Annotated in this window: 29 protein-coding genes and 1 tRNA gene; 24 read left to right on the top strand and 6 right to left on the bottom strand. The window is 36.1% G+C overall.

Going from position 1 to position 26,433, the window contains the following annotated elements:
• The 16 genes from AC0ONG_RS20245 (at window position 1) to AC0ONG_RS20170 (ending at window position 14,772) form a co-directional block, all read left to right on the top strand.
• Window positions 1-960 carry a PhoH family protein gene (locus AC0ONG_RS20245; RefSeq protein WP_000840517.1) on the top strand — a complete coding sequence of 320 codons (960 nt, stop codon included), beginning with the start codon at window positions 1-3 and terminating at the stop codon, window positions 958-960.
• Between the two features lie 194 nt (window positions 961-1,154).
• Window positions 1,155-3,299: an HD family phosphohydrolase gene (locus AC0ONG_RS20240; RefSeq protein WP_000091515.1), complete on the top strand. Its 2,145-nt coding sequence runs from the start codon at window positions 1,155-1,157 to the stop codon at window positions 3,297-3,299.
• The gene (gene ybeY, locus AC0ONG_RS20235; protein WP_000054680.1) at window positions 3,296-3,766 is read left to right on the top strand and encodes an rRNA maturation RNase YbeY; all 471 of its coding nucleotides are present in this window, start codon (window positions 3,296-3,298) and stop codon (window positions 3,764-3,766) included. Before AC0ONG_RS20240 ends, ybeY begins: the two co-directional genes overlap by 4 nt.
• Entirely contained in the window at window positions 3,763-4,116 is a 354-nt protein-coding gene (locus tag AC0ONG_RS20230) for a diacylglycerol kinase family protein (protein ID WP_000715475.1), read from the top strand. The genes ybeY and AC0ONG_RS20230 overlap by 4 nt, the downstream gene beginning before the upstream one ends.
• Window positions 4,117-4,215: 99 nt before the next feature.
• A complete protein-coding gene (locus AC0ONG_RS20225; protein WP_001086287.1) occupies window positions 4,216-4,614 on the top strand; it encodes a cytidine deaminase in 399 nt (132 codons plus the stop codon).
• Window positions 4,607-5,512: a GTPase Era gene (era, locus tag AC0ONG_RS20220; protein ID WP_001080236.1), complete on the top strand. Its 906-nt coding sequence runs from the start codon at window positions 4,607-4,609 to the stop codon at window positions 5,510-5,512. Before AC0ONG_RS20225 ends, era begins: the two co-directional genes overlap by 8 nt.
• Before the next feature lie 176 nt (window positions 5,513-5,688).
• A complete protein-coding gene (locus AC0ONG_RS20215) occupies window positions 5,689-5,832 on the top strand; it encodes a YqzL family protein (RefSeq protein ID WP_000883924.1) in 144 nt (47 codons plus the stop codon).
• Between the two features lie 33 nt (window positions 5,833-5,865).
• Entirely contained in the window at window positions 5,866-6,612 is a 747-nt protein-coding gene (gene recO / locus AC0ONG_RS20210; protein WP_000487007.1) for a DNA repair protein RecO, read from the top strand.
• Window positions 6,613-6,719: 107 nt separating this feature from the next.
• On the top strand, window positions 6,720-7,352 hold the full coding sequence (gene ccpN, locus AC0ONG_RS20205) for a transcriptional regulator CcpN (protein ID WP_000583756.1): 633 nt from the start codon (window positions 6,720-6,722) through the stop codon (window positions 7,350-7,352).
• A 29-nt stretch (window positions 7,353-7,381) separates the two neighbouring features.
• Window positions 7,382-8,194, top strand: coding sequence for a pyruvate, water dikinase regulatory protein (locus tag AC0ONG_RS20200; RefSeq protein ID WP_000368949.1), 813 nt, complete (start codon window positions 7,382-7,384; stop codon window positions 8,192-8,194).
• Between the two features lie 635 nt (window positions 8,195-8,829).
• Window positions 8,830-8,973 carry a hypothetical protein gene (locus tag AC0ONG_RS20195; RefSeq protein WP_000479749.1) on the top strand — a complete coding sequence of 48 codons (144 nt, stop codon included), beginning with the start codon at window positions 8,830-8,832 and terminating at the stop codon, window positions 8,971-8,973.
• An 81-nt stretch (window positions 8,974-9,054) separates the two neighbouring features.
• Window positions 9,055-10,851: a DNA primase gene (gene dnaG, locus AC0ONG_RS20190; protein WP_000528221.1), complete on the top strand. Its 1,797-nt coding sequence runs from the start codon at window positions 9,055-9,057 to the stop codon at window positions 10,849-10,851.
• A 59-nt stretch (window positions 10,852-10,910) separates the two neighbouring features.
• A complete protein-coding gene (rpoD, locus tag AC0ONG_RS20185) occupies window positions 10,911-12,038 on the top strand; it encodes an RNA polymerase sigma factor RpoD (RefSeq protein WP_000764066.1) in 1,128 nt (375 codons plus the stop codon).
• Window positions 12,039-12,424: 386 nt separating this feature from the next.
• Window positions 12,425-12,781: a cytochrome c550 gene (gene cccA, locus AC0ONG_RS20180; protein ID WP_000828142.1), complete on the top strand. Its 357-nt coding sequence runs from the start codon at window positions 12,425-12,427 to the stop codon at window positions 12,779-12,781.
• A gap of 165 nt (window positions 12,782-12,946) precedes the next feature.
• Window positions 12,947-13,654 (top strand): tRNA (adenine(22)-N(1))-methyltransferase, encoded by a 708-nt coding sequence (locus AC0ONG_RS20175; protein ID WP_001006546.1) that lies wholly within the window; start codon window positions 12,947-12,949, stop codon window positions 13,652-13,654.
• A complete protein-coding gene (locus AC0ONG_RS20170) occupies window positions 13,651-14,772 on the top strand; it encodes a Nif3-like dinuclear metal center hexameric protein (protein ID WP_000036251.1) in 1,122 nt (373 codons plus the stop codon). Before AC0ONG_RS20175 ends, AC0ONG_RS20170 begins: the two co-directional genes overlap by 4 nt.
• A gap of 40 nt (window positions 14,773-14,812) precedes the next feature.
• Here the strand turns inward: AC0ONG_RS20170 and AC0ONG_RS20165 are convergent, their stop codons facing one another.
• A complete protein-coding gene (locus AC0ONG_RS20165; RefSeq protein WP_000706658.1) occupies window positions 14,813-15,763 on the bottom strand; it encodes a 4-hydroxy-3-methylbut-2-enyl diphosphate reductase in 951 nt (316 codons plus the stop codon).
• A gap of 89 nt (window positions 15,764-15,852) precedes the next feature.
• Window positions 15,853-16,572: a VrrA/YqfQ family protein gene (gene vrrA / locus AC0ONG_RS20160; RefSeq protein ID WP_151617288.1), complete on the bottom strand. Its 720-nt coding sequence runs from the start codon at window positions 16,570-16,572 to the stop codon at window positions 15,853-15,855.
• A gap of 181 nt (window positions 16,573-16,753) precedes the next feature.
• Between vrrA and AC0ONG_RS20155 the strand changes: the two genes are divergently transcribed.
• Both AC0ONG_RS20155 and AC0ONG_RS20150 read left to right on the top strand, forming a co-directional pair.
• The gene (locus AC0ONG_RS20155; RefSeq protein ID WP_000192443.1) at window positions 16,754-18,064 is read left to right on the top strand and encodes a DEAD/DEAH box helicase; all 1,311 of its coding nucleotides are present in this window, start codon (window positions 16,754-16,756) and stop codon (window positions 18,062-18,064) included.
• A 168-nt stretch (window positions 18,065-18,232) separates the two neighbouring features.
• A complete protein-coding gene (locus tag AC0ONG_RS20150) occupies window positions 18,233-19,129 on the top strand; it encodes a deoxyribonuclease IV (RefSeq protein WP_000912458.1) in 897 nt (298 codons plus the stop codon).
• 18 nt (window positions 19,130-19,147) lie between these two features.
• On the opposite strand, the gene AC0ONG_RS20145 is transcribed toward AC0ONG_RS20150, so the two are convergent.
• Window positions 19,148-19,402 carry a DUF2624 domain-containing protein gene (locus tag AC0ONG_RS20145; RefSeq protein WP_001048959.1) on the bottom strand — a complete coding sequence of 85 codons (255 nt, stop codon included), beginning with the start codon at window positions 19,400-19,402 and terminating at the stop codon, window positions 19,148-19,150.
• Between the two features lie 149 nt (window positions 19,403-19,551).
• Between AC0ONG_RS20145 and AC0ONG_RS20140 the strand changes: the two genes are divergently transcribed.
• The 4 genes from AC0ONG_RS20140 (at window position 19,552) to AC0ONG_RS20125 (ending at window position 22,640) form a co-directional block, all read left to right on the top strand.
• Window positions 19,552-20,430, top strand: coding sequence for a YitT family protein (locus AC0ONG_RS20140; protein ID WP_000435962.1), 879 nt, complete (start codon window positions 19,552-19,554; stop codon window positions 20,428-20,430).
• Between the two features lie 179 nt (window positions 20,431-20,609).
• Complete coding sequence (locus tag AC0ONG_RS20135) at window positions 20,610-21,380, top strand: metal ABC transporter ATP-binding protein (RefSeq protein ID WP_001059662.1); 771 nt, start codon at window positions 20,610-20,612, stop codon at window positions 21,378-21,380.
• Window positions 21,380-22,213 carry a metal ABC transporter permease gene (locus AC0ONG_RS20130; protein ID WP_000613817.1) on the top strand — a complete coding sequence of 278 codons (834 nt, stop codon included), beginning with the start codon at window positions 21,380-21,382 and terminating at the stop codon, window positions 22,211-22,213. Before AC0ONG_RS20135 ends, AC0ONG_RS20130 begins: the two co-directional genes overlap by 1 nt.
• Window positions 22,214-22,226: 13 nt before the next feature.
• The gene (locus AC0ONG_RS20125) at window positions 22,227-22,640 is read left to right on the top strand and encodes a Fur family transcriptional regulator (protein ID WP_001054516.1); all 414 of its coding nucleotides are present in this window, start codon (window positions 22,227-22,229) and stop codon (window positions 22,638-22,640) included.
• Window positions 22,641-22,719: 79 nt separating this feature from the next.
• On the opposite strand, the gene ispG is transcribed toward AC0ONG_RS20125, so the two are convergent.
• The 3 genes from ispG to yqgB form a co-directional block, all read right to left on the bottom strand.
• Window positions 22,720-23,823: a flavodoxin-dependent (E)-4-hydroxy-3-methylbut-2-enyl-diphosphate synthase gene (gene ispG, locus AC0ONG_RS20120; RefSeq protein ID WP_153578351.1), complete on the bottom strand. Its 1,104-nt coding sequence runs from the start codon at window positions 23,821-23,823 to the stop codon at window positions 22,720-22,722.
• 164 nt (window positions 23,824-23,987) lie between these two features.
• On the bottom strand, window positions 23,988-24,353 hold the full coding sequence (yqfZ, locus tag AC0ONG_RS20115) for a protein YqfZ (protein ID WP_000825421.1): 366 nt from the start codon (window positions 24,351-24,353) through the stop codon (window positions 23,988-23,990).
• Window positions 24,354-24,418: 65 nt separating this feature from the next.
• Window positions 24,419-25,177 carry a protein YqgB gene (yqgB, locus tag AC0ONG_RS20110; protein WP_000021895.1) on the bottom strand — a complete coding sequence of 253 codons (759 nt, stop codon included), beginning with the start codon at window positions 25,175-25,177 and terminating at the stop codon, window positions 24,419-24,421.
• Between the two features lie 242 nt (window positions 25,178-25,419).
• On the opposite strand from yqgB, the gene AC0ONG_RS20105 reads away from it, so the two are divergent.
• Window positions 25,420-25,493 (top strand) — tRNA-Ile (locus AC0ONG_RS20105).
• A gap of 220 nt (window positions 25,494-25,713) precedes the next feature.
• Entirely contained in the window at window positions 25,714-26,325 is a 612-nt protein-coding gene (gene sodA / locus AC0ONG_RS20100; RefSeq protein ID WP_001052031.1) for a superoxide dismutase [Mn], read from the top strand.
• Window positions 26,326-26,433 lie beyond the last annotated feature (108 nt).

Raw genomic sequence — 26,433 nt, 5'->3', positions numbered from 1 at the left:
ATGGCAGAACAATTAGTAGAAATGAACCAACAATTGGAAAATACTAACGAAGCAATCGCTCTTTTTGGAGTCAATGATGCGCATTTAAAAGTAATTGAACGAGAACTGAATGTATCGATCGTAACTAGAGGAGAAACTGTTCATGTATCTGGGGCAGTTGAAACGGTGACACTCGTAGAAAAAATCTTACAGCAATTACTTGTTGTAATTCGTAAAAGTATATCAATTTCAGAGAGAGATGTTGCGTATGCAATTCAGCTCGCACAACAAGGGGAAGTTGCTCAATTTGAAGAGTTATATGAAGAAGAAATTTTCAAGACTGCAAAAGGTAAATCCATTCGTGTAAAAACAATGGGGCAAAGACGATATATTCATGCAATGAAGAAGAATGATATTGTCTTTGGGATAGGGCCTGCAGGAACTGGAAAAACATACTTAGCCGTAGTAATGGCTGTGAGAGCTTTAAAACAAGGATATGTAAAGAAAATCATTCTAACAAGACCTGCTGTAGAAGCTGGAGAAAATTTAGGTTTTTTACCAGGGGATTTGAAAGAGAAGGTAGATCCATACTTACGCCCATTATATGATGCCTTACATGATATTCTTGGACAAGAATATACGCAGCGTATGATGGAACGAGGAGTAATTGAAATCGCGCCGCTTGCTTATATGAGGGGGCGTACGCTTGATGATTCATTTGTTATTTTAGATGAGGCTCAAAATACAACGGGTGCTCAAATAAAAATGTTTTTAACAAGATTAGGTTTTAGTTCTAAAATGGTTATTACAGGCGACCCTTCACAAGTAGACTTGCCAAAAGGGGTAAAATCAGGGCTATCTATAGCTGCTAATATTTTATCTGGTGTATCAGGTCTGTCATTTATTACATTAGAACAAACAGACGTTGTCAGACATCCATTGGTGCAACGTATTATTGAGGCATATGATAAAATGGAATGATCCTATTTGTCAGGATCATTTCTTTTTGTATGATAAGGTTGGCGAACGGCATATTTTTTACTATCATGAAAGATAAGGAAAATAAACTATAGGTACTGGTGTATAAAATGTTACCTCAAAGTATCGTTGGGTAGAAGAAATGAAAGCTATAAATAGTTTCACTTTATTTCTGGAGAGGAGAAGGTATTGAAATCATGTCAAGATCTCAAGAAATTTCTAAGTGGTTTCGTAATTTACAACATTCGAAAAAACTAAGTTGGATTTCTTACGTTGTATTAGGAGCAGTGCTGTTTTTTGCGCTTATGAATAATGTAAAACCAGAGCAATTAGATGTTAACATGTATTCTATTGCGAAAAAGACAATCCATTCTCCTATAAAAATTGAAGATAAAGTTACAACGGATAAAAAGAAAAAAGAAGCCTCTACAAAAGTTGAAGATCAATATACATATAAAAGTGAGTATAAACAAAATAAAGTTGATATTGTGAATGACGTCTTTGCTAAAGTGGATGAAGTGGTGCAAGAGATTAAAGCTGTTGGACCGGATGATCAAAAAAAGATGACTGATGCTGAGAAAGTGGACAAGTTAAAAAAGAAACTACCCGCTGACTTAACGAAAGAATTATCTGATTCAAACTTACTAAATTTGATTAATGCAGATTCGAGCCAATTAGTATTAGCGAAAGATGCTGCGGTCACAGCGATTAATAGTATCATGACTGAGCACATTAAAATGGACGAATTGAAAGATGCGAAAGAACGATATGTAAGTGAGATGAATAGTGTTAATGTTGATAATGGTTTAAAAGAGTCAATTAAGGCGCTAGGAAGATATGCAATTTCAGCGAATTATTTTTATGACCCGATCTTAACGAAAGAGAAGAGAAAAGCAGAGGAAGATTTAGTTCCACCTGTTTATATTCTTCAAGGACAAGTTCTCGTTAGAGAAGGTGAGACAATTTCAAGTGATGTGTATAATCAGTTGAAATTAGTTGGCTTGTTAGAAAAAGGGAACGGTTTTCAACCTTATGTTGGATTAGCGGTACTCATTGGTGTGTTACTATACTTTATGCATAAACAATTTGAATTATTTTTAAAGAGAAAAAGAGAAGATAGACCGTATGTTTTAGCGTATATCACAATTTTGTCTATCACAATCGTTTTAATGAAAATCATTAGTTTGTTTCAAAAACTTGAATATGCAGGGATTGCATATGTTGTCCCGGTTGCGATGGGAACAATACTTGTGAAATTAATGATTGGTGATCGATTTGTCTTTTTAACGAGTATGATTTTTTCTGTATGCGGAAGTATTATGTTTAATGAAGGAGTAACGAGTACATTAAATTATAGTGTAGGGATTTACGTATTGTTAAGTTCATTATCGGTTAGTATTTTCTTGAGAGAAAAAAATCGTCGTACAATGATTTTACAAGCTGGTATACTCGTTTCTGTATTAAATGTAGTCGTATTGGCGGCGCTCTTATTATTACGTAATGGGAATTTTTCGCCTCTTGAAATTGGTACGCAATTATTAATGGCTTCACTTTCAGGGATTATATCATCCGTTTTGGCTATGGGGATTTTACCATATTTAGAAAGTGGACTTGGAATCGTATCAAGTATGAAGCTTATGGAACTATCAAGTCCAAACCATCCGCTTTTACGCAGAATTTTGTTAGAAGCGCCAGGGACATATCATCATAGTGTAATGGTAGCGAATCTTTCTGAAGCTGCTTGCGAAGCAGTCGGGGCAAATGGTGTATTAGCGCGTGTAGGGGCATATTATCATGATGTAGGAAAAACAGTACAACCACAATTCTTTATTGAAAACCAAATGGGGATTGAAAACCCGCATGATAAATTAGATCCTGTAACGAGTAAAGATATTATAATTGCTCACGTAACGGATGGAGTAAGAATGCTCGAAGAATATCATATTCCACAAGAAATTATTGATATCGCTGGGCAACATCACGGTACAACGTTACTGAAATATTTTTATTATAAAGCGATTAAAGAAGATAAAGAAAAATATACAGAAGAGATGTTCCGTTATCCGGGTTCAAAAGCAACTTCGAAGGAATCGGCAATTGTTGGTATTGCTGATAGTGTAGAAGCTGCGGTACGTTCTATGAATCACCCAACGCCAGAACAAATTAATAATTTAGTGCAAAGCATTATTAAAGATCGATTGCAAGACGGTCAATTTAGTGAATGTGATTTGACGTTTAAGGAACTACAAATCGTTGGGAAAACGTTATGTGAAACGTTAAATGGTATTTTCCATTCGCGTATTACATATCCGGAAATTCCGGAAGAAAAGGAGAAAGAATGAGTTTGTTAATTGATTTTATTGATGAAACAGAAGAAGTAAAAGAAGCGTATATGAGTTTAATTCGTGAAGTGTTAGAAAAGGCAGCTCAAATGGAAAATATCGAGGATGGCGCGGAGGTATCGGTGACATTTGTAGATAATGAGCGCATTAGAGAAATTAATCGTGATTACCGAGATAAAGATCAACCTACAGATGTAATATCCTTTGCCATGGAAGAGATGGGAGAAGGGGAAATGGAGATTGTTGGTGCAGAGATGCCGCGCATGTTAGGTGATCTTATTATCTCTATTCCAAGGGCGAAAGAGCAGGCTGAAGAGTACGGCCATTCTTTCGATCGTGAACTTGGATTTTTGGCGTTACATGGCTTTTTACATTTGCTTGGTTATGATCACATGACAGAAGAAGAAGAAAAAGAAATGTTCGGAAGACAAAAAGAAATTTTAGAAGCTTTTGGATTAGGACGATGAAAAAAGGAAAACTTATAGATAGTTTTGGATATGCTATAGCTGGTATGTTCTTTTGTCTTCGTCATGAACGAAATATGAAAATTCATTATTTAGCCGCAGTCATTGTTATATGCTGCGGCTTTTATTTCCATATTACGAAAATAGAGTGGATGATATTACTTATTGTAATAGGGAGTGTAATGAGTTTAGAAATGGTAAATACGGCTGTAGAAAAAACAGTAGATTTAGCGACTGCTGATATTCATCCGTTTGCAAAAATTGCAAAGGATGTTGCAGCAGGAGCGGTTTTATTGTTTGCAATTATAGCTGTTATAATTGGTGCTATTATCTTTTTGCCGTATATGGTATAGTTGCATTCCGAAGCTTTTATTAAGCTTTGGAAGTGCCGTAAGGGCCTTTAATGAGAGAGTGTATCTCTTCATAGCTGTGAACAGGAAGGATGCGGGAATATGAATAGTAAACAATTAATTTTAGAAGCAATCGAAGCGCGTAAACAAGCGTACGTACCATATTCTAAATTTCAAGTAGGTGCAGCATTATTAACGAGCGATGGAAAAGTATATCGTGGATGTAATGTTGAGAATGCATCATATGGCTTATGTAATTGTGCTGAAAGAACAGCTTTATTTAAGGCGGTTTCTGAAGGAGATAAAGAATTTGTAGCCATTGCGGTTGTAGCAGATACAAAGCGTCCAGTACCTCCTTGTGGAGCATGTCGACAAGTTATGGTAGAATTATGTAAACAGGATACGAAAGTATACTTATCAAATTTACATGGTGACGTTCAAGAGACGACAGTCGGAGAATTGTTACCAGGAGCATTTTTAGCGGAGGATTTACATGAATAGAAAAGGTTATAAATCAGGTTTTGTCTCTATTATTGGCAGACCGAATGTTGGAAAATCTACATTTTTAAACCGTATTATCGGCCAGAAAATTGCTATTATGAGTGATAAGCCACAAACGACTCGTAATAAAATTCAAGGTGTATATACAGAAAATGATTCACAAGTTATTTTCATTGATACACCAGGAATACATAAACCTAAACATAAATTAGGCGACTTCATGGTAAAGATGGCTCAAACGACATTGAAAGAAGTTGATATTGTTCTGTTTATGGTCAATGCAGTTGAAGGATTTGGTCGTGGTGAGGAATTCATCATTGAGAAATTAAAAGAAACGAAACAACCAGTATTTTTAGTAATTAATAAAATTGACCAACTTCATCCAGAACAATTACTAGAGTTAATTGATCAATATCGTAAACTACATGAGTTTGCAGAGATTGTACCAATTTCTGCGTTAGACGGTAATAATGTGGATGCTTTAATTGGAACAATTAAAAAGTATTTACCAGAAGGACCACAATACTATCCAGATAATCAAGTAACGGATCATCCGGAGAGATTTATTATTGCGGAGCTTATTCGTGAGAAAGTACTACATTTAACACGTGAAGAAGTGCCGCATTCTGTGGCTGTTGTTATCGATGCGATTCAAAAGCGTGAGGGCGGCGCAGTTTATATAAATGCAACGATTGTTGTTGAACGTGCATCGCAAAAAGGAATCATCATCGGAAAACAAGGGAAAATGTTAAAAGAAGTTGGTAAGCGAGCTCGTTTTGATATTGAAGCGCTACTTGGTTCTAAAGTATTTTTAGAAGTATGGGTAAAAGTGCAAAAAGATTGGCGTAACAAGCTGTCACAGCTTCGAGACCTTGGTTTCCGTGAAGACGAGTATTAAAATATAGTAAAGCTGTAATCAGTGGATGGTTTGTTCATCCGCTGATTATTGGTTTTTATGAACTTTGATAAATTAGGAAAAATTTTTCTCACATGAAAATGGACAAAATGGGTCAATTTAATAACAACAAAGGAAATTGGTTTATAGGCTACGCTTATTGAGAAAGGTGGATTCTTATGCTAGATTTTACCTGGAAGTTTTTCTCCAAAACAGGAAGCATTGAAACGTACTTGCTTTTGAAAGAAATGGAAAAAGACGTAAACGATGAGATGGATCAACATGAAGAGGAGCTAGCACATCTAGACTCTCCAATTTCTTGACCCGTTTTGTTCAAACCTTGGATGGTGACGAACATGTTTCAAAAAGTTGAGGGCATCGTTATCCGTACGACAGATTACGGAGAAACGAACAAGATTGTTACAATATTCTCAAGAGAACTTGGTAAGATAAGTGCAATGGCAAGAGGGGCAAAAAAACCGAAAAGCCGGTTAGCATCTGTGTCGCAATTAATGACACATGGCCATTTTCTTATTCAAATGGGATCAGGGCTTGGAACATTGCAACAAGGCGAGATTATTTCAACTATGAAAGAAATTCGCGAGGATATATTTTTAACTGCTTATGCATCATTTATTGTTGAGTTAACTGATAAAGCAACAGAAGATAAAAAACATAATCCGTATTTATTTGAAATGTTATATCAAACGTTGCATTATATGTGTGAGGGTGTTGATTCAGAAGTATTATCATTAATTTATCAAACGAAAATGCTTCCGGTATTAGGGATGCGCCCGTACTTTGATACATGTGCGATTTGTCATCAAGAAACAGACTTTGTCGCCTTCTCCGTCAGGGAAGGCGGTTTTCTGTGCTCACGTCATGCAGAGCAAGACCCATATCGTATACCGGTAGGAGAAGCTGTTCATAAATTATTACGTCTTTTCTTCCATTTCGATTTACATAGGCTCGGAAATGTATCGGTAAAGGATAGCACAAAAAAACAAATGCGTTTAGTATTGAATACATATTATGATGAATATTGCGGAATTTATTTGAAATCAAGACGTTTCTTAGAACAACTTGATAAGTTTCAAATATAATTTTGGGCCGTATACGGTCCTTTTTACATACTTTCTTTTTCGAATAGCATATTTAGTATATAATATTTAAGAGATAGTATAACTTTTTTCGTTGTGCATTAAAGGTGGTGATTATCATAGAGCTGAATAAACGGCAAGAACATATCATTCAGATTGTAAAAGATCACGGTCCTATTACAGGGGAATCAATTGCAGCGCAATTGGGTCTAACACGTGCGACGCTAAGACCAGACTTAGCAATTTTAACGATGGCTGGTTATTTAGAAGCACGTCCACGTGTAGGTTATTTTTATACGGGTAAAACTGGGGGACAGCTATTATCTGAAGCTGTTAAGAAAATTAAAGTACAAGATTATCAATCTAGACCGGTTGTAATTGATAAAAATGTTTCCGTATACGATGCAATTTGTACGATGTTTTTAGAGGACGTTGGTACATTGTTCGTTGTAGATCAGATGACTCTATTAGTTGGGGTTGTGTCTCGTAAAGATTTATTAAGAGCGAGCTTAGGAAAGCAGGATTTAACCTCTCTTCCGGTTAATATTATCATGACAAGGATGCCAAACATTGCGATGTGTCGTAGAGAGGATTCTTTATATGATATTGCGATGGAATTAATAGAAAGACAGATTGATGCAATGCCAGTTGTAAAAGATACGAAACAAGGTTTAGAAGTGATTGGGCGAATTACAAAAACAAATATTACACGTGCGTTTGTAAATTTAGTAAATAACGAATAAGTGTAATTTGTTTAAAGTGAGGTAATGTAATGGATAATAAAATCGTATATGTCGTATCTGACTCTGTAGGGGAAACGGCTGATTTGGTTGTTCGAGCAGCAATGGGGCAATTCCCGTTTGCTCCTGATATTAGACGTGTACCGTATGTAGAAGATACAGGGACATTAAAAGAAGTGATTTCGATTGCTAAGAGTAATCAAGCACTTATATGTTTTACGTTAGTTAAGCCTGATATGCGCCAGTATTTAGTGACGGAGGCTGCAAGAGAAGGGGTAGAGGCATACGATATTATCGGCCCTCTTATTGATCAAATTGAAGAAATTACGGGGCAAGTGCCGAGGTATGAGCCAGGTGTTGTCCGTAGGTTAGATGAAGAATACTTTAAGAAAATTGAAGCGATTGAGTTTGCTGTGAAGTATGATGACGGCAGAGATGCAAGAGGTATTTTAAAAGCAGATATCGTGTTGATTGGTGTTTCGCGTACATCAAAAACACCACTTTCTCAATATTTAGCTCATAACAAACGCTTGAAAGTTGCGAATGTACCACTCGTACCAGAAGTTGACCCACCTGAAGAACTATATCAAGTGGCAAAAGAAAAATGTTTCGGTTTGAAAATTACGCCAGATAAGTTAAATCATATTCGAAAAGAACGATTAAAATCACTTGGATTAAGTGATGGAGCAACGTATGCAAATATTAATCGTATTCAAGAAGAAATTGATCACTTTGAGGAAGTAATTAGTAAAATAAATTGCCAAGTAATCGATGTATCCAATAAAGCGATTGAAGAAACAGCAAATATTATTGTGAATGCAGTGCAAAACCAAAAAATGTTTTAGCACATTTACCAAAGGTGAATGTGCTTTTTTCGCTCTGGTGAAATATGATATCTATGGATTTTGTAATAGATTGTAGTGTAATGGTTATACTTATACTCCTTTGTCTTTTAGTATATTCAAGGTGTGAGTTTGTCATCCTGAAATGTAAGATGAAAAAATAAAGGGATATGTAGCGTAGTTGAAGAAAATATATTATAATAAAAAATTGTGATAAAAACCTATATTTTACGTTTAGACTTTAATTTTTCAGAATAAACTAGGGATAGGATTTACGAAAAAGACATGTAATTACGTTAAATCGACAAAATCTATACAAGAAAACGCACATTATGGAAGGATTCACAGAAGGGATGTAGAATACAGAAATATGCAAAACATCAACAACATATTAGTTGGTATAGATGCATGTCCCGTGAAGAATGAAATTGTGCAAGTTGGAGCGGAATTTCATGTCGGAATTTTGTTTGTCGCATCATATGCTCATCCTTTAAGGAAATAGCAAGGCAATTGGATCTTTGTAGATACTGAACAAAATGGAGTTGATTGTTATATGGATCAACATGAAAAAGCTACAGATCTCAAGATCAAACAGTATATGTGACTTGCTACTGTTCTTGTAAAAAGGTGTATATGTATTGTTTCTAAGAGGTACATTTGTAACAGATGAGCAAATGTATACAATTTTATATAGCAGGTATGTATCTGCGATTTATGCAGATAAAGGACCTATAGGAAAGGTTCAAAACCGTTTATACAATGTAATCGGCAACACTTTCTAACAAGTTTAGAAAAATATTGTCGAATTATAAAGGAATTTTTTAATTTATATCGAATACAAAATACGACACGGAGATGGAGTTATGGGGAACAGAATTCCCGAAGAAGTTGTTGAACAGATTCGGACATCATCCGATATTGTAGAAGTAATTGGTGAATACGTTCAACTTAGAAAACAGGGGCGTAACTATTTCGGCCTCTGTCCATTTCATGGTGAGAATTCTCCTTCATTCTCTGTTTCATCTGATAAGCAAATTTTTCATTGCTTCGGATGTGGAGAAGGCGGAAATGTATTTTCATTTCTAATGAAAATGGAAGGACTGGCTTTTACCGAGGCTGTTCAAAAGCTAGGCGAAAGAAATGGAATTGCGGTTGCGGAGTACACATCAGGGCAAGGACAACAAGAAGACATATCTGATGACACTGTCATCATGCAACAAGCTCATGAATTATTGAAAAAGTATTATCATCATTTATTAGTAAATACGGAAGAGGGAAATGAAGCACTTTCATATTTATTAAACCGTGGTATTACGAAAGAGATGATTGAGAAGTTTGAAATTGGTTATGCATCACCTGCTTGGGATGCAGCGACGAAAATTTTACAAAAAAGAGGTTTATCGCTGTCTAGTATGGAACAAGCTGGCCTTCTAATAAGAAGTGAGAAGGATGGTAGTCATTACGATCGCTTCCGTGGAAGAGTTATGTTCCCGATCTATACGTTACAAGGTAAGGTGATAGCGTTTAGTGGAAGGGCGTTAGGAGATGACACTCCAAAATATTTAAATAGCCCGGAAACGCCGATTTTTCACAAAAGTAAATTGTTGTATAACTTCCACCAAGCAAGACCGTTTATTAGAAAGCGTGGGCAAGTGGTTCTTTTTGAAGGATATGCCGATGTACTAGCTGCGGTAAAAAGTGGCGTGGAAGAAGCCGTTGCGACAATGGGAACGGCTTTAACTGAAGAACAAGCAAAACTTCTGCGACGTAACGTTGAAACTGTTGTTCTTTGCTATGATGGTGATAAAGCAGGGCGAGAAGCGACGATGAAAGCAGGGCAATTATTGCTAAAAGTTGGTTGCCAAGTGAAAGTCACATCCTTGCCAGATAAGCTTGATCCTGATGAATATGTGCAACAATATGGGACTACCGCTTTTGAAAATCTTGTGAAATCAAGTGTGAGTTTTGTTGGTTTTAAAATAAATTATTTGCGTTTAGGGAAAAATTTGCAAGATGAGTCTGGCAAAGAAGAATATGTGAAAAGTGTTTTAAAAGAGTTATCGTTGTTACAAGATGCGATGCAGGCAGAGTCATATTTGAAGTCATTATCGCAAGAATTTTCGTATTCAATGGAAACACTTTTGAATCAATTGCACCAATATCGCAAAGAACAAAAGGTACAGCAAAAACAAATAAAGCAGGTTGCTAAACCGTCTCAAGTCGTTCAAACAAAACCGAAGTTAACAGGTTTTGAAAGAGCGGAAAGAGAAATTATTTACCATATGTTGCAAAGTGCAGAAGTAGCTGTTCGTATGGAATCCCATATAGAAGATTTTCATACAGAAGAACATAAAGGGATTTTATATGAACTATACGCATATTATGAAAAGGGAAATGAACCTTCAGTCGGAACATTTTTAAGTTGGCTCTCTGATGAAAAGTTGAAAAATATTATCACTGATATTTCGACGGATGAATTTATTAATCCAGAATACACAGAAGAAGTGTTGCAAGGCCATTTGGAGACGCTTAGACGGCATCAGGAAAAACTTGAAAAGATGGAGATTATCTTTAAAGTGAAACAAATGGAAAAAACAGATCCTGTAGAGGCTGCTAAATATTATGTAGCATATTTACAAAATCAAAAAGCGAGAAAATAGCTTTTTTGATAAAGTTTTAGTATAATGAATGTTTGTATCTCGCGTAAGGAGGGGAACAGATGGCTGACAAACCAGCTCGTTCTAAACAAATTGAAACTGAAATGACCCTTGAGCAAGTGAAAGAGCAACTCACTGAGCTCGGAAAAAAACGTGGCGTTCTTACATATGAAGAGATTGCAGAACGCATGAATGGATTTGAAATTGAATCCGATCAAATGGATGAATACTATGAATATTTAGGTGAACAAGGCATTGACTTAGTTGGTGATAATGACAACGAAGAAGGCCCTAATAATCGCCAAATTACAAAAACAGAAGAAGAGTTTGACCTCAATGATTTAAGTGTACCACCTGGGGTTAAAATCAACGATCCTGTTCGCATGTATTTAAAAGAAATTGGTCGTGTAGACTTACTATCTGCAGAAGAAGAAATTCGACTTGCAACGCGTATTGAAGAAGGCGATGAAGAAGCGAAACGTCGTCTTGCAGAAGCAAACTTACGTCTTGTAGTAAGTATTGCAAAGCGCTACGTAGGCCGTGGTATGCTTTTCTTAGACTTAATTCAAGAAGGTAATATGGGTCTAATTAAAGCTGTTGAAAAGTTCGATTATCGTAAAGGTTTCAAATTTAGTACGTATGCAACTTGGTGGATTCGCCAAGCTATTACACGTGCCATTGCAGACCAAGCGCGAACAATTCGTATTCCAGTTCATATGGTTGAAACGATTAATAAGTTAATTCGTGTACAACGTCAATTATTACAAGATTTAGGTCGCGAACCGTCTCCTGAAGAGATTGGTGAAGAAATGGATCTTGCTCCAGAAAAAGTACGTGAAATCTTAAAAATTGCACAGGAGCCAGTTTCTCTTGAAACACCAATTGGTGAAGAAGATGACTCCCATTTAGGTGACTTTATTGAAGACCAAGAAGCAACATCGCCTGCGGACCATGCAGCCTATGAATTGCTAAAAGAACAATTAGAAGATGTGTTAGATACACTAACAGATCGTGAAGAAAATGTTCTGCGTCTTCGTTTCGGTTTAGATGATGGACGAACTCGTACGCTTGAAGAAGTTGGGAAAGTATTCGGCGTAACGAGAGAGCGTATCCGTCAAATTGAAGCAAAAGCACTTCGCAAATTAAGACATCCAAGTCGTAGTAAGCGTCTTAAGGATTTCTTAGAATAGGTTATTTTTTAAGTTTACTTCACCTTTGTGAAGTAAACTTTTTTATTTTGTTAATTTTTGTTAAAATTTAGCTATCGGCAACGATTACAATTTCTTGTAATTTATTTTACAGAATTGTCTTTTGATTTGCAAATGCTCATTTTTCGATTTTTCGATTAATTTTGTTTATTCTATACAAAAATATATGTAGAAAAGCGAAAAATATGATGAGAAACGTTAATAATTATCGAAATAATAAGCTATATGACAATAAAAAACAATAAACTGAATTTATGGAATATTTTTAACAAGTAGTAGTTTACTCTTTTCTGATAGAGCGTTTTCAAGTACAATGGAAATGACTGAATCATCTAACTATTTAGGGGTATAGAGGGGGGAGAAGAGATATGAAACGTAATCCGCTGATTCCGTTCGCTCTTATTGCAGCATTAGGTATTATCGTTATGTTTGTATTTTCATTTCAGGGGCTAAATAAATCTAAAGAGTTAGCTGATGCAAAAAATGGCGGGAAGCCAGCACAAACAGCATCAAAACCAGAGGATATTGTGAAGCAAAGCTGTACGAGCTGCCACGGTGATCAGTTACAAGGGGCGGTAGGACCTAACTTACAAAAAATTGGTGGGAAACTTTCAAAGGATGAAATTAAAGAAATTCTTTCGAAAGGAAAGGGCAATATGCCTGCCAATATAGTTCCAGCTGATCAAGCCACTAAAGTAGCTGATTGGTTATCGAAGAAAAAATAAAGTCCCGTATGACAAGCCTTTTGCTTATGCAAAGGGCTTGTTTTTCTATATTTTCTAAAATACGATGAATGATAGAGAAATGAATTGTTGTTATGGGCTTGCAACAACTACTATAAATTCATTATCATGGAGACAGACTGACAAGAGAAGGAGTAATGGAAATACATGAATGAAGTAAAGCTTTCAAAACGATTAGAAGAAGTTGTGCGTGAAATACCAGTAGGATCTACAGTTGCTGATATTGGATCGGATCATGCGTATTTACCGTGTTATACAATTATAAATAATATTGCTACAAAAGCAGTTGCAGGAGAAGTTGTAGATGGACCATTTCGTTCTGCACAAGCAACTGTAGCTGAAAGTGGCTTACAAGATAAAGTAGATGTACGTAAAGGGAATGGATTAGCTGTTATCGCGCCAGGAGAAGTAGATGTTATTACGGTTGCTGGAATGGGCGGAGCGTTAATTCGTGACATTTTAGAAAGTGGTAAAGAAAAATTAGAAGGTGTAACACGTTTAATTTTACAGCCGAATATTGCAGCGCATCATATTCGTGAATGGTTTGTTGAAAATGGTTGGGAGCTTATCCATGAAAAAATCGTAAAAGAAGATGGGAAAATTTACGAGATTTTAGTAGGAGAGCGAGGAAATGTCGAAGCACCTTACTCGGAAAATAAACAAGCGGGATTGTTTATGGGGCCATTTCTAATAAAAGAGAAAAATGAAGCTTTTGGTGAGAAATGGGAAGGGGAATTGAAAAACTTCCAAAATATTTTAAAACAGTTAGAACGTGCGGCTAATTCTGAAGAAACAAAAGCGAAACGTGCAGAAGTAGAAGCGAAAATGAAAATGATAGGGGAGATTTTATCATGAGTAAAATTCCAAACGGCCATGAAATTATTTCTTTATTTGAAAGTATGTATCCGAAGCATTTGGCGATGGAAGGAGATAAAATTGGTCTGCAGATTGGAGCGCTTAATAAATCTGTACAACACGTATTGATTGCGTTAGATGTAACGAAGGAAGTTGTGGAGGAAGCGATTCAATTAGGAGCGAATGTCATTATCGCGCATCATCCTTTGATTTTTAATCCGTTAAAAGCGATTCATACAGATAAAGCGTACGGAAGAATTATTGAAACGTGTATTAAAAATGATATTGCCATTTATGCAGCGCATACAAATGTGGATGTTGCCAAGGGCGGAGTAAATGATTTACTTGCTGAGGCGTTAGGGTTGCAAAATACAGAAGTTCTAGCACCAACATATGCGGAAGAAATGAAAAAAGTTGTTGTGTTTGTGCCAGTAACTCATGCAGAAGAAGTACGAAAAGCATTAGGAGACGCAGGTGCTGGTCATATCGGCAATTATAGCCACTGTACGTTTAGTAGCAAGGGTACAGGTACGTTTGTACCTCAAGAGGGGACAAATCCTTATGTAGGGGAAACTGGACAGTTAGAGCGCGTAGAAGAAGTGCGAATCGAAACGATTATTCCAGTTTCACTGCAACGAAAAGTGATTAAAGCGATGGTAACGGCACATCCATATGAAGAAGTAGCGTATGATGTGTATCCACTTGATAACAAAGGCGAAACATTAGGGCTTGGGAAAATAGGATACTTAAAAGAAGAAATGACACTTGGACAGTTTGCAGAACATGTAAAGCAATCATTAGATGTAAAGGGTGCACGAGTTGTTGGGAAATTAGATGATAAAGTGCGCAAAGTAGCTGTACTTGGTGGTGATGGTAACAAATACATCAATCAAGCTAAATTTAAAGGAGCGGATGTATATGTAACAGGTGACATGTATTATCATGTTGCTCATGATGCGATGATGCTCGGTTTAAATATAGTTGACCCAGGACATAACGTTGAAAAAGTAATGAAGCAAGGTGTGCAAAAGCAATTACAAGAAAAAGTGGATGCAAAGAAACTCAATGTACACATTCATGCTTCGCAATTACATACAGATCCATTTACATTTGTATAAGAAAAATAAAAACCGTTGCTCATATAGGCAACGGTTTTTATTATTGTTCTTTTTTCACTTTTACACGAGGTAATATTTTTTGTAACGGTACTTTTCGAACTCTCTCCCATGTAGCGGGATTCATTGGATCATATTGATCTAAGAAAGCGATAACTTCTTTTGTAATTGGAGTTGGAGTAGAAGCACCTGCTGTAACAGCTACGTTTTCTACACCTTGTAGCCACTCTAATTGGATTTCGCTTACATCAGCAACTCGATATGCTTTTGTACCTGCGATTTCTTGTGATACTTGTGCTAAGCGATTTGAATTGTTACTTTTCGGATCACCAACAACAATTGTTAAGTCTGCAACATCAGCTTGTTTAGCGACAGCTTCTTGGCGAACTTGGGTTGCTAAACAAATTTCTTTATGGAATTCTGCTGTTGGGAATTTTTTTTGAATGTCCTCCATCAAATGTTGAACATCCCATTGACTCATTGTTGTTTGATTCGTTACTAAAATTTTATCTGTTGGGATTTCTAATGTTTTTAAATCATCGGCTCTTTCGATAAGGTGAACGATGTCAGGTGCAATACCGACTGCGCCTTCTGGCTCTGGATGATTTTTTTTACCGATATAAATGACATGATACCCTTCCGCTTTCTTAGCTTCGATAAGGTCATGCGTCTTGGTAACATCTGGACAAGTGGCATCGATTGTTGTTAAACCTTTTTCTTTTGCGCGTTGTTTAACTTCTGGAGAAACACCGTGTGCAGTGAAAATAACAGTACCAGAATCAATTTTATCTAAAATTTCTAAGCGACTTGGACCGTCTAATGTGATGATTCCATCTTCTTCAAAAGCGTCTGTAACATGTTTATTGTGAACAATCATACCTAAAATATAAATGGGTCTCGGCAATGATTTATCTAATGCGGCGTTACGTGCAATTACCATTGCATCGACAACACCGTAGCAATAACCACGAGGGGAAATTTTAACAATTTTCATATGAGTAATCCTCTCCTTCTAAACAAGGGATACTTTTGTGCATAGTCTTTTACATTATAAAGGAGGAGTGGATAGAAAACAAAGGATTGTTACACATATAGTTTTGGTTTTGTTGCTGTTTGTTGAACTGGTTCTTTCGGTAACTCTTTTTCTATTACAGATTCAATCACTATTTTCTTTCGTTTTCGTTTCTTTTTTTGAGGTGTAGGAGGCGGACTTTTTACCTCAACTGGCTCTGTTACATTTTCCGCTTGATTTTCTTCCGTACTTTTTCCAGAGGTGAGGATTTTAACAATGCTTGGTAGACTACGCATAATAGGACCGTACTGTTCGACGACAGGACCTACAGATTGAACGACTTGGGATACTTTTTCGATGTTATTTATCATATTAGTTGGATTCGAAATTAAATTCGAAAAAAAACTGCCGATGCCACTGCTTGCTGCAGCTGTAGTTGCTGCCCCGCCGCGCGTTTCATTTGATTCATACATTTGAGGCGGTATCATTTGCTCAGGATGTTGCTGCATGTATGGTTGATATTGTGGATGTTGCTGAGGATATTGTTGCTGGTATTGCTGTTGATATTGCTGCGGCGGTGGTTGCTGATGCATCATCGGTGGGCCTTCCATTTGTCGGTAAGGCGGAACCATTTGCATAAAAGGCTCGGTTGGATCGTGTTTTTTAAAAAGCTTAGCAAGAAAACCTTTCTTTTTTTGCGCCATTGGTGGTAGTTGTGGAATGGGATATGGTGTATAAGGTTGTTGTCCTTGATTCGGATACATTTGCCTTGTAGGGGATTTCGGAAACATGTGAGAAATCCTCCTTTCTTCAGTTAGGTATATACACATACAATATGCAATAAAAGGGAAGAAGGTTAGTTTTTGAAGTGAAAACCTAAACTAAAGATGGATTTTACTTGTAGATTTCGATATAATGTAGACTTGACTGATTTGTGCGCGCAGTAGAAATTTTAGAAAGAAGGTGTAACTTATGACACAAAAAACTTTTACACAGTATGATTTTAAACCATTTTTAATAGATGCAGTTCGTGAACTACGCTTTACAGAGCCGACAGGAATTCAGCAGAAAATTTTCCCGGTCGTGAAAAAAGGTGTAAGTGTAATTGGGCAATCCCAAACAGGTTCTGGGAAAACACATGCATACTTACTTCCTACATTAAACAGAATTAATGCAAGCCGTGAAGAAGTACAACTTGTTATTACAGCACCTACTCGTGAGTTAGCACAACAAATTTACGAAGAGATTGTGAAATTAACAAAATTCTGTGCGGAAGATCAAATGATTACAGCGCGTTGTTTAATTGGTGGAACTGATAAACAACGTTCAATTGAAAAATTGAAAAAACAACCTCATATCGTAGTTGGGACACCAGGGCGTATTAAAGACTTAGTTGAAGAACAAGCATTATTTGTTCATAAAGCAAATACGATTATTGTCGATGAAGCAGACTTAATGCTTGATATGGGATTTATTCATGATGTAGATAAAATTGCAGCACGTATGCCTAAAAACTTGCAAATGCTAGTTTTCTCTGCAACAATTCCTCAAAAACTAAAACCGTTTCTGAAGAAATATATGGAGAATCCAGAGCATATTCATATCAATCCAAAACAAGTTGCAGCTGGAAACATTGAACACTATTTAGTGCCTTCTAAACATCGTAATAAAATTGATTTAGTGAATAAAATGCTACTTCAATTTAAACCGTATTTAGCAGTTGTTTTCACGAATACGAAAAAGATGGCGGATCAAGTTGCTGATGGATTAATGGAACGCGGCTTAAAAGTTGGACGAATTCACGGGGATTTATCACCACGTGATCGTAAAAAAATGATGAAACAAATTCGTGACCTTGAATTCCAATATATTGTTGCGACTGATTTAGCAGCACGTGGTATTGATATTGAAGGGATTAGCCATGTTATTAACTATGAGCTACCATCAGATTTAGATTTCTTCGTTCACCGCGTTGGAAGAACAGCACGTGCGGGGCATTCTGGTATTGCAGTGACGATTTATGATCCAGCAAACGAAGAAGCGTTAGATAGCTTAGAAAAACAACGTCATATCGAGTTTAAACATGTAGATTTACGTGGAGATGAGTGGGCGGATTTAGGTGAGCGTCGTCGTCGTAAGAGCCGTAAAAAACCAAATGACGAACTTGATGTTATGGCAACGAAAGTTATTAAAAAACCGAAAAAAGTAAAACCAAACTATAAACGTAAACTTGCAACAGAACGTGACAAAGTGAAGAGAAAATATAGCAATAAAAAAAGATAAGGGGTTTCCCTTATCTTTTTTTAATCCCGCTAATTTAAATGAAGAGTATAGTCTGTTTAAATAGTCAAATAAATTTGTGTAGTGCGTCTTTTGTGAACAAACAATTCACTACATATTTCTACAAATTATGCTATCATTATATCTATTGTATATTGAAGAGGTGATTGTATGTTAAAGATTGGATCTCATGTTTCCATGAGTGGTAAGAAAATGTTATTAGCAGCAAGTGAAGAGGCTGTTTCATATGGTGCAACGACGTTTATGATTTATACAGGTGCACCGCAAAATACACGAAGAAAACCAATTGAAGAATTGAACATAGAAGCAGGAAGAAAACATATGGAGCTGAATGGAATTGAGGAGATTATCGTCCATGCACCGTATATTATTAATGTTGGGAATACGACAAAGCCAGAAACATTCCAATTAGGTGTAGACTTCCTTCGTATGGAAATTGAAAGAACATCGGCATTAGGTGTAGCGAAACAAATTGTTCTTCACCCAGGAGCGCACGTTGGTGCTGGAGCAGATGCTGGTATTCAACAAATTATTAAAGGGCTTAATGAAGTACTAACGCCAGAACAGACGGTTAACATTGCATTAGAGACGATGGCAGGAAAAGGAACAGAATGCGGTCGTAGCTTTGAAGAAATTGCAAAAATCATTGATGGTGTAAAATATAATGAAAAGCTATCTGTATGCTTTGATACGTGCCATACGCACGATGCAGGATATGATATTGTAAATGACTTTGACGGCGTGTTAAACGAATTTGATAAGATCGTTGGTATAGATCGTTTACAAGTACTTCATATTAACGATAGTAAAAATGTACGCGGAGCAGGAAAAGACCGTCATGAAAATATTGGATTTGGTCACATTGGGTATAAAGCATTGCATCACATTGTACATCATCCACAGTTAATGCATGTACCAAAAATTCTTGAAACACCGTATGTAGGGGAAGATAAAAAAGATAAGAAACCACCATACAAATTGGAAATCGAAATGCTGAAAAACGGTAATTTTGATGAAGGGATTCTTGAAAAAATTAAAGCACAATAAGGAGGGGAAATCCCCTCCCTATTTTAGTAGTTGCTGAAATAATGTATTTACTTGTTGGGCAGTGGCAGGGGAAGTTACTCTTGCGATCTGTTTTAAGAGCTCTAGTCGCTCGTTGTTATCGTAAATATTAATATTTTTACCTTTCATAAGTAAAACGATTTGGTCAGCTTGTGCAGTCGTAATAGAAACTTCATATTCTTTGCTATATTTTAATAACTCTTTTGTAGAAATATGATTTAATTTTTTATTAACAATTTGTTTTATGAGGTTCATCTTGTTATCCTCCTTCACGTGTTCTTCTATCGAAATATATGAGCATATAGCTTGTACATATTCGTATGGAGTTTCTTTTTTCATGAGGAAAAGAAGCGTATGTTATAATATAAGGACAAAACTACAGAAAAAGAGTAAAGGGAGGACCTATGGAGCAAAAGCAACATCGAAAAGAAAGTGTTATTCATCTCATTTATCGTTTAGTTATGATTATTTTTGGAGCAGCATGCGCGGCGGTAGCGATTGAACTATTTTTAATGCCAAATAAAATTATTGATGGTGGAATTATTGGTATTTCTCTTATATTAGATTATCTTACTCCTAACATTTGGTGGTTAAGTTTTTCTACTTTAGTCGTTGTTCTCAATATCCCATTTATGTATTCGGGTTATAAGCAAATTGGAAAAACATTTATGTTATCTTCGACATTTGGTATTGTAGCGTTAGCTTTCATTGAGTCAACGTTACATGCGGTGCCACCATTTACAACAGAACCTATTTTAGCGACAGTGTTTGGTGGGCTTATTTTAGGTCTTGGTGTAGGACTTGTAATTCGTCATGGTGGGTCGTTAGATGGAACTGAAATTATGGGGATTTTATTAACGAAGAAATTACCGTTCTCTGTTGGTGAATTCGTAATGTTTGTGAACTTATTTATTTTTGCATGGGCAGCATTTGTGTTTGGTGTGGAACAAGCGATGTATTCTGTTATGACCTACTATATTGCATTTAAAACGATCGATACAGTAATTCAAGGGCTAGATGAAACGAAGGCGGTTTTAATTGTATCTGATCAATACGAGGAAGTATCAAACGCGATTTTGCATCGTCTTGGCCGTGGAACTACAAAGCTGGTAGCAAAAGGTGGTTACACGGATAAAGAAAAAGAAGTTATTTATGCAGTTGTAACGCGTCTAGAAGTGACGAAGTTAAAATCAATTGTGCATGAAATTGATGAAAATGCGTTTGTGACGATTATGAACACGCAAGAGACAAATGGTGGTAAGTTTAAATCGGCTATTCACTAAAAATTTATAGGAATATTTTTCGAAAGCAGAGAATTTTTCTCTGCTTTTTGTTATAATAGTAAGGTTTCTTGAAAAAATAGATATATTTTAGGCAGATTGGTTTACAACTATAATAAGCTGTACTATAATTCAAATAGATATAAATCGGAATCATTCTGAATTAAAATAGGTGAGATGCTATGAATAATATATTAGAGATTGAAGGTTTAACATTCCGATACGAAGATCGGAATGTGTTAGAAAATATTAATTTGCAAGTTCCGAAGGGAGCTTTTTTAGGTTTAGTGGGACCGAATGGTTCAGGTAAATCAACTTTACTTAAGTGTTTATTAGGCGTTTTAAAGCCAAAAGAAGGAAGCATTCGCGTGTTTGGCGTTGATAGTAAGAAGTTTAAGGAATGGAACAAAGTTGGTTATGTATCCCAAAAGGCAAATAGTTTCAATTCTGGTTTTCCAGCAACTGTTTCTGAAGTTGTGTCAATGGGACTTGTTTCGAAAAAAGGGCTTTTTCGCTTTTTCACAAAAGAAGATAAGAAAAAGGTAGAAAAAGCAATTGCTGATGTAGGGATGAGTGAGTTTCAAGGTCGTAACATTGGAGAGCTTTCTGGTGGACAGCAACAGCGTGTATTTATTGCTCGTGCGCTCGTTAGTGATCCTGAATTGCTTATTTTAGACGAGCCTACTGTTGGAATTGATGTAAAAAATGTGGAAAGTTTTTACGAAATATTAGAGGATTTAAACAAAAGGTTGGGAATCACATTAATTCTTGTTACTCATGATATGGGAGCTGTTACCGAAAAAGTAACACATGTTGCATGCCTAAACCAACATCTACATTTCCATGGAAATGTAGAGAAGTTCCGAGAGTTAGAAGATGCAGAAATGTCCGTCTTATATGGACATCATGTTCATCGTTTAGAACACGAACATGAGCATCACGGGAGGATATAATGATACAAGATTTTTTACAATATGACTTTTTACGTAATTCTTTATACGCAGGTATTTTAATTGGACTTGTTGCACCGCTAATTGGTGTGTTTGTTGTTATTCGTCGTTTATCTCTTATTGCGGATGCATTAAGTCACGTGACGTTATCAGGTATTGCAGCAAGTTTATTACTTGAAAAAACCATTTTTACAGGTGGATTTTTAAACCCCTTATATATGGGGATGGTTTTTTCAATTGGTGGAGCGCTACTAATCGAAAAGTTAAGAACTGTATATAAGCACTATCAAGAATTAGCAATTCCGATTATCCTTTCGGCAGGGATGGGAGTTGGAGTTATTTTCATTTCACTTGCAAATGGATTTAACACAGACTTATTTAGTTATTTATTTGGTAGTGTTAGTGCTGTAACAAGTACGGATTTAATTATTATTGGGATTGTAGCAATTGTTGTTGTTGCGACAATTATTTTATTATATAAAGAGCTGTTTCTACTATCATTTGATGAGGAATACGCAGTATCAACTGGTTTAAGAGCGAAATGGATTCACTTTATTTTCATTATATTAGTTGCTCTTGTCATTGCAGTATCAATGCGTGTAGTAGGGGTTCTTCTCGTATCATCATTAATGACGTTGCCAGTTGCAGCGAGTATTCGTATTGCTAAAGGATTTAAACAAACAATTTTCTTTTCCATTTTATTTGGTGAAATTGCAGTTATTGGTGGAATGTTTGCTTCGTATCAACTTGATTTAGCGCCAGGTGGTACAATTGTTATGATAGCAGTTCTTATTTTAATCGGTGCGATTTTATGGAAGAAGAAAAAAACTGCATAAAGTAGGGATAGGTATGAATCTAACGGAAGCTTTACGCCTAATGAAAGAAAAAGGATACAAACATACTGGAAAAAGAGAAGAGATGCTCAGATTATTTGCAGCACATAATCGTTATTTAACTGCGAAAGACGTTTTAGAGCATATGAAAGACGACTATCCAGGGCTTAGTTTTGATACGATTTATCGTAACTTAACAGTTTTTGCTGAGATTGGTGTTTTAGAACAAACGGAATTAAATGGTGAAAAACATTTTCGTTTTACTTGTTCTATTATGGAACATCATCATCATTTTATTTGTTTGGATTGTGGGGGGACGAAAGAGATTACTTCCTGCCCAATGGATTTTATGAATAAAGATTTTACTGGTTATGAAGTAACGGGTCATAAGTTTGAAATATATGGTCGTTGTCCAAAATGTGCAAAGTAAAAGCTCGTCGGTTATATAACTGACGAGCTTTTTTACGTAGAAAAGAAGGTTGCTCACAAATATTGTGGCAACCTTCTTTTTATTGTTCTTGTGTCTCTTTTTCTTTTTCTCGTTCAGCAGCCATTTCAGCAGCAATTACGTCGATTTCTTTTTTCAGTTCTTCTACCATTGTTTCTTCTGGTACTTTACGAACGACTTGCCCTTTACGGAATAATAATCCCTCTCCACGTGCACCAGCAATACCGATATCAGCTTCACGAGCTTCACCAGGGCCATTTACAGCGCAACCAAGTACTGCAACTTTAATTGGTACTTGAAGTGTAGAGATGTATTCTTCCACTTCGTTAGCGATGCTAATTAAATCGATTTCAATACGACCACAAGTTGGACAAGAGATAAGTGTCGCTGCGTTAGACGCAAGACCGAATGATTTTAATAATTCACGAGCAACTTTTACTTCTTCAACTGGATCAGCACTTAATGAAATACGTAGTGTATTTCCGATGCCTTTACTTAAGATTGCTCCAAGACCAGCGGCACTTTTTACAGTTCCAGCAAACAATGTTCCAGATTCTGTAATACCTAAATGTAATGGGTAATCAAAAGCGCGAGCAGCTTTCTCGTATGCTTCGATTGCTAAGTTAACATCAGAGGCTTTCATAGATACGATAATATCGTGGAAATCTAAGTCCTCTAAAATTTTAATATGATGTAGCGCGCTCTCAACCATACCATCTGCAGTTGGGTACCCGTACTTTTCTAAAATGTGACGCTCTAATGAACCGGCGTTTACACCAATACGGATTGGAATGCCGCGCTCTTTTGCTGCATTTACAACAGCTTCTACTTTATGGCGACGACCAATATTACCTGGATTGATACGTACTTTATCAATGCCACCTTCAATTGCTTTTAAAGCAAGGCGATAATCAAAATGAATATCAGCAACAAGTGGAATGTTGATTTGTTTTTTTATATCAGCAATAGCATCTGCTGCGCGTTCATCTGGAACGGCAACGCGGACGACTTGACAGCCGGCTTCTTCTAAACGCTTGATTTCAGCAACTGTTGCTTCAACATCATGTGTTTTTGTTGTTGTCATACTTTGTATAATTAATTCATTATTACCGCCGATTGTTAAATTACCGACTTTAACTGGACGTGTTTTTGTACGATGAGTCATTTCATTCACGAATAGATCGCTCTCCTTATAAAAGAAGTTTCTTATTTAGTCCCTCATATCAATGATAGTATACGTGATATAGGGCTATAGAAACCGAAGTGCTCGGTTTCACTTTTACTATTGTATCAGCGCCTTTATGTAATTGACAAGGATTAAGTGATAGCTTATTGATATAACGGGAATTTATAAGACTTTCCAATTTGGATTTTTGTAGCAGATGTACTTTTGTTTAATAGTTTAAAGTCGTCAATGACTTTTTCTATGGAAGGAATTTTTTTCTTGTTAATTTGTTCTGTAATAGAAAGAACTGTCTCACCAGTTTTTACTTCAATTGTTTTATAAGATGTATCCGTTTCTTTTTCTGTTTTATTCTCTTTATTTTGTTGGCTGTCTGCGTTCTCTTTTTTAATCGTTTGGGCAGAGGTTGTTTTTTTATATGAACTTAACATCGGTAAAGTACCGATTTTTATATCGTAATAAAATACATAACCGAGAACAAGCACGAATAGGAATATACCTAACCTCTTCATATTCTTCACTCCTTTGCTAGGAATATATGCTTGTCCAAAAAAAAAATGCCTATTTAGGCATTTTTTTATTTTTCTTTCGGTTGGGGTACCTCTTTAATCGTTAAGTATAGAACGATTAAAACAACAGCGATATAAATGAATGTTGCCCCAGGTACGACGATTTTGAATAAATCCATAATCATGAAGAAAATGGTTGGGATTGTGTAGCTGTATGCAGTTAGTGTCCAAACTTGTTTATAGGATAGTTTACGTTGACCGCTCATAGCAGAACCGATGAACGCAAGTAAAGTCACGCCTACAAAAGTGATGAATAATTGGAATAGGTACACTAAGAATCCGATAACGAATAATAAAATTGGATAAATATTATCGAATAAAGAAATAAATTCTTGTAGATCTTTTTTCTCAAGAGATGCACCTAACAAATCGTTATAAGAATACGTTTGTGTTTGACCATTTCCCATAGAGACTACTTTATCTTTTAAAACAAATAAACCTGTTTTATTTTGATATTTTTCTAGGTCTGTTGAATTTGGATCAAATACGAAAAGTGCATTTCCTTCTTCTTTTTCAATGGGTTGATCAATATCGGCTTTTAGTTCGCCATTTTCAATCTTAAAGTCAGGTAAATCTTTATCGATGACTTGATTTACCATGCCTACACCATCTTGGATAAAACTACCGTACAAAAAAGTTCTTGGAATAGTAGTAATTAAGCAAAGTAGCATAATATACAAAATGGTTTTACCGATTTTTTGAAAACGGAATAGCGCCATATCTTTAGGCGAGTATATGCTTTTTACGAATTGGGTAAATATGGACATAGATTCACTTCCTTTATGTATGTATAAAATCATTGTAACGTAGGAATCTAGAGAATCTCAAGATATATTATATTTACATATAGTGGAGATAACTAAATTTCTTTTTATTAACTTTCTTCTTTTAAATAAGAAAAATACAATTGACACTTTTCTTTTCTATATGGTAAATTTATCTTACCTTTCTTAAAGGGCATATCCGATAGGAATTCCTTTATTTGATATGTTGTTACATACATAATTGTGGACCCTTAGCTCAGCTGGTTAGAGCAGACGGCTCATAACCGTCCGGTCGTAGGTTCGAGTCCTACAGGGTCCATATCCATTTCGCATGTTTATTATGTTAGCAGGAAGCTTCCTTGTAGAAGGAAGCTTTTTTTACGGAATATATGAGCATTTTAATTGAAAAGAAGTGGGAATTTTGCTACTTTAATGATAGCAAGACAATGTGATTTATTTGTTTGCACCCTATGGCAATTAGGGTAGAATGAAGTTGTATGTCACTAAGTGGCAATACATAAACTGGGAGGAATATAACAATGGCAAAACACGAATTACCAAATTTACCTTATGCGTATGATGCTTTAGAGCCTCACTTTGACAAAGAAACAATGAACATCCATCATACAAAACATCACAACACGTATATTACAAACTTAAACGCTGCTTTAGAAGGTCATGCAGAATTAGCTGACAAAAGCGTAGAAGAATTAGTTGCAAACTTAAACGAAGTACCAGAAGCGATCCGTACAGCAGTACGTAACAATGGTGGCGGACACGCTAACCATACATTCTTCTGGACAATCTTATCTCCAAACGGCGGAGGACAACCTGTAGGTGAACTTGCAACTGCAATTGAAGCGAAATTCGGTAGCTTCGATGCATTCAAAGAAGAATTCGCAAAAGCTGGCGCAACTCGCTTCGGTTCTGGTTGGGCTTGGTTAGTAGTAAACAATGGTGAGTTAGAAGTAACAAGCACTCCAAACCAAGATTCTCCTTTAACTGAAGGTAAAACTCCAGTTATCGGTTTAGATGTTTGGGAGCACGCTTACTACTTAAACTACCAAAACCGTCGTCCAGACTACATCGGCGCATTTTGGAACGTTGTAGATTGGAACGCTGCTGAAAAACGTTACCAAGAAGCAAAATAATCGTAATAAATATAGAAAAAGCTAGGGGAGAGCCCCTAGCTTTTTTCTATGCTTTCCTTTTACATAATTGGGCTTGTCTTTGGAAGACTAGAACATGAAGTAAAGGAG

This window comes from Bacillus sp. TCT6, assembly GCF_056033845.1.
The sequence above is the reverse complement of the archived record's forward strand: the minus strand, read 5'-3'. Positions and strand labels throughout refer to the sequence as shown.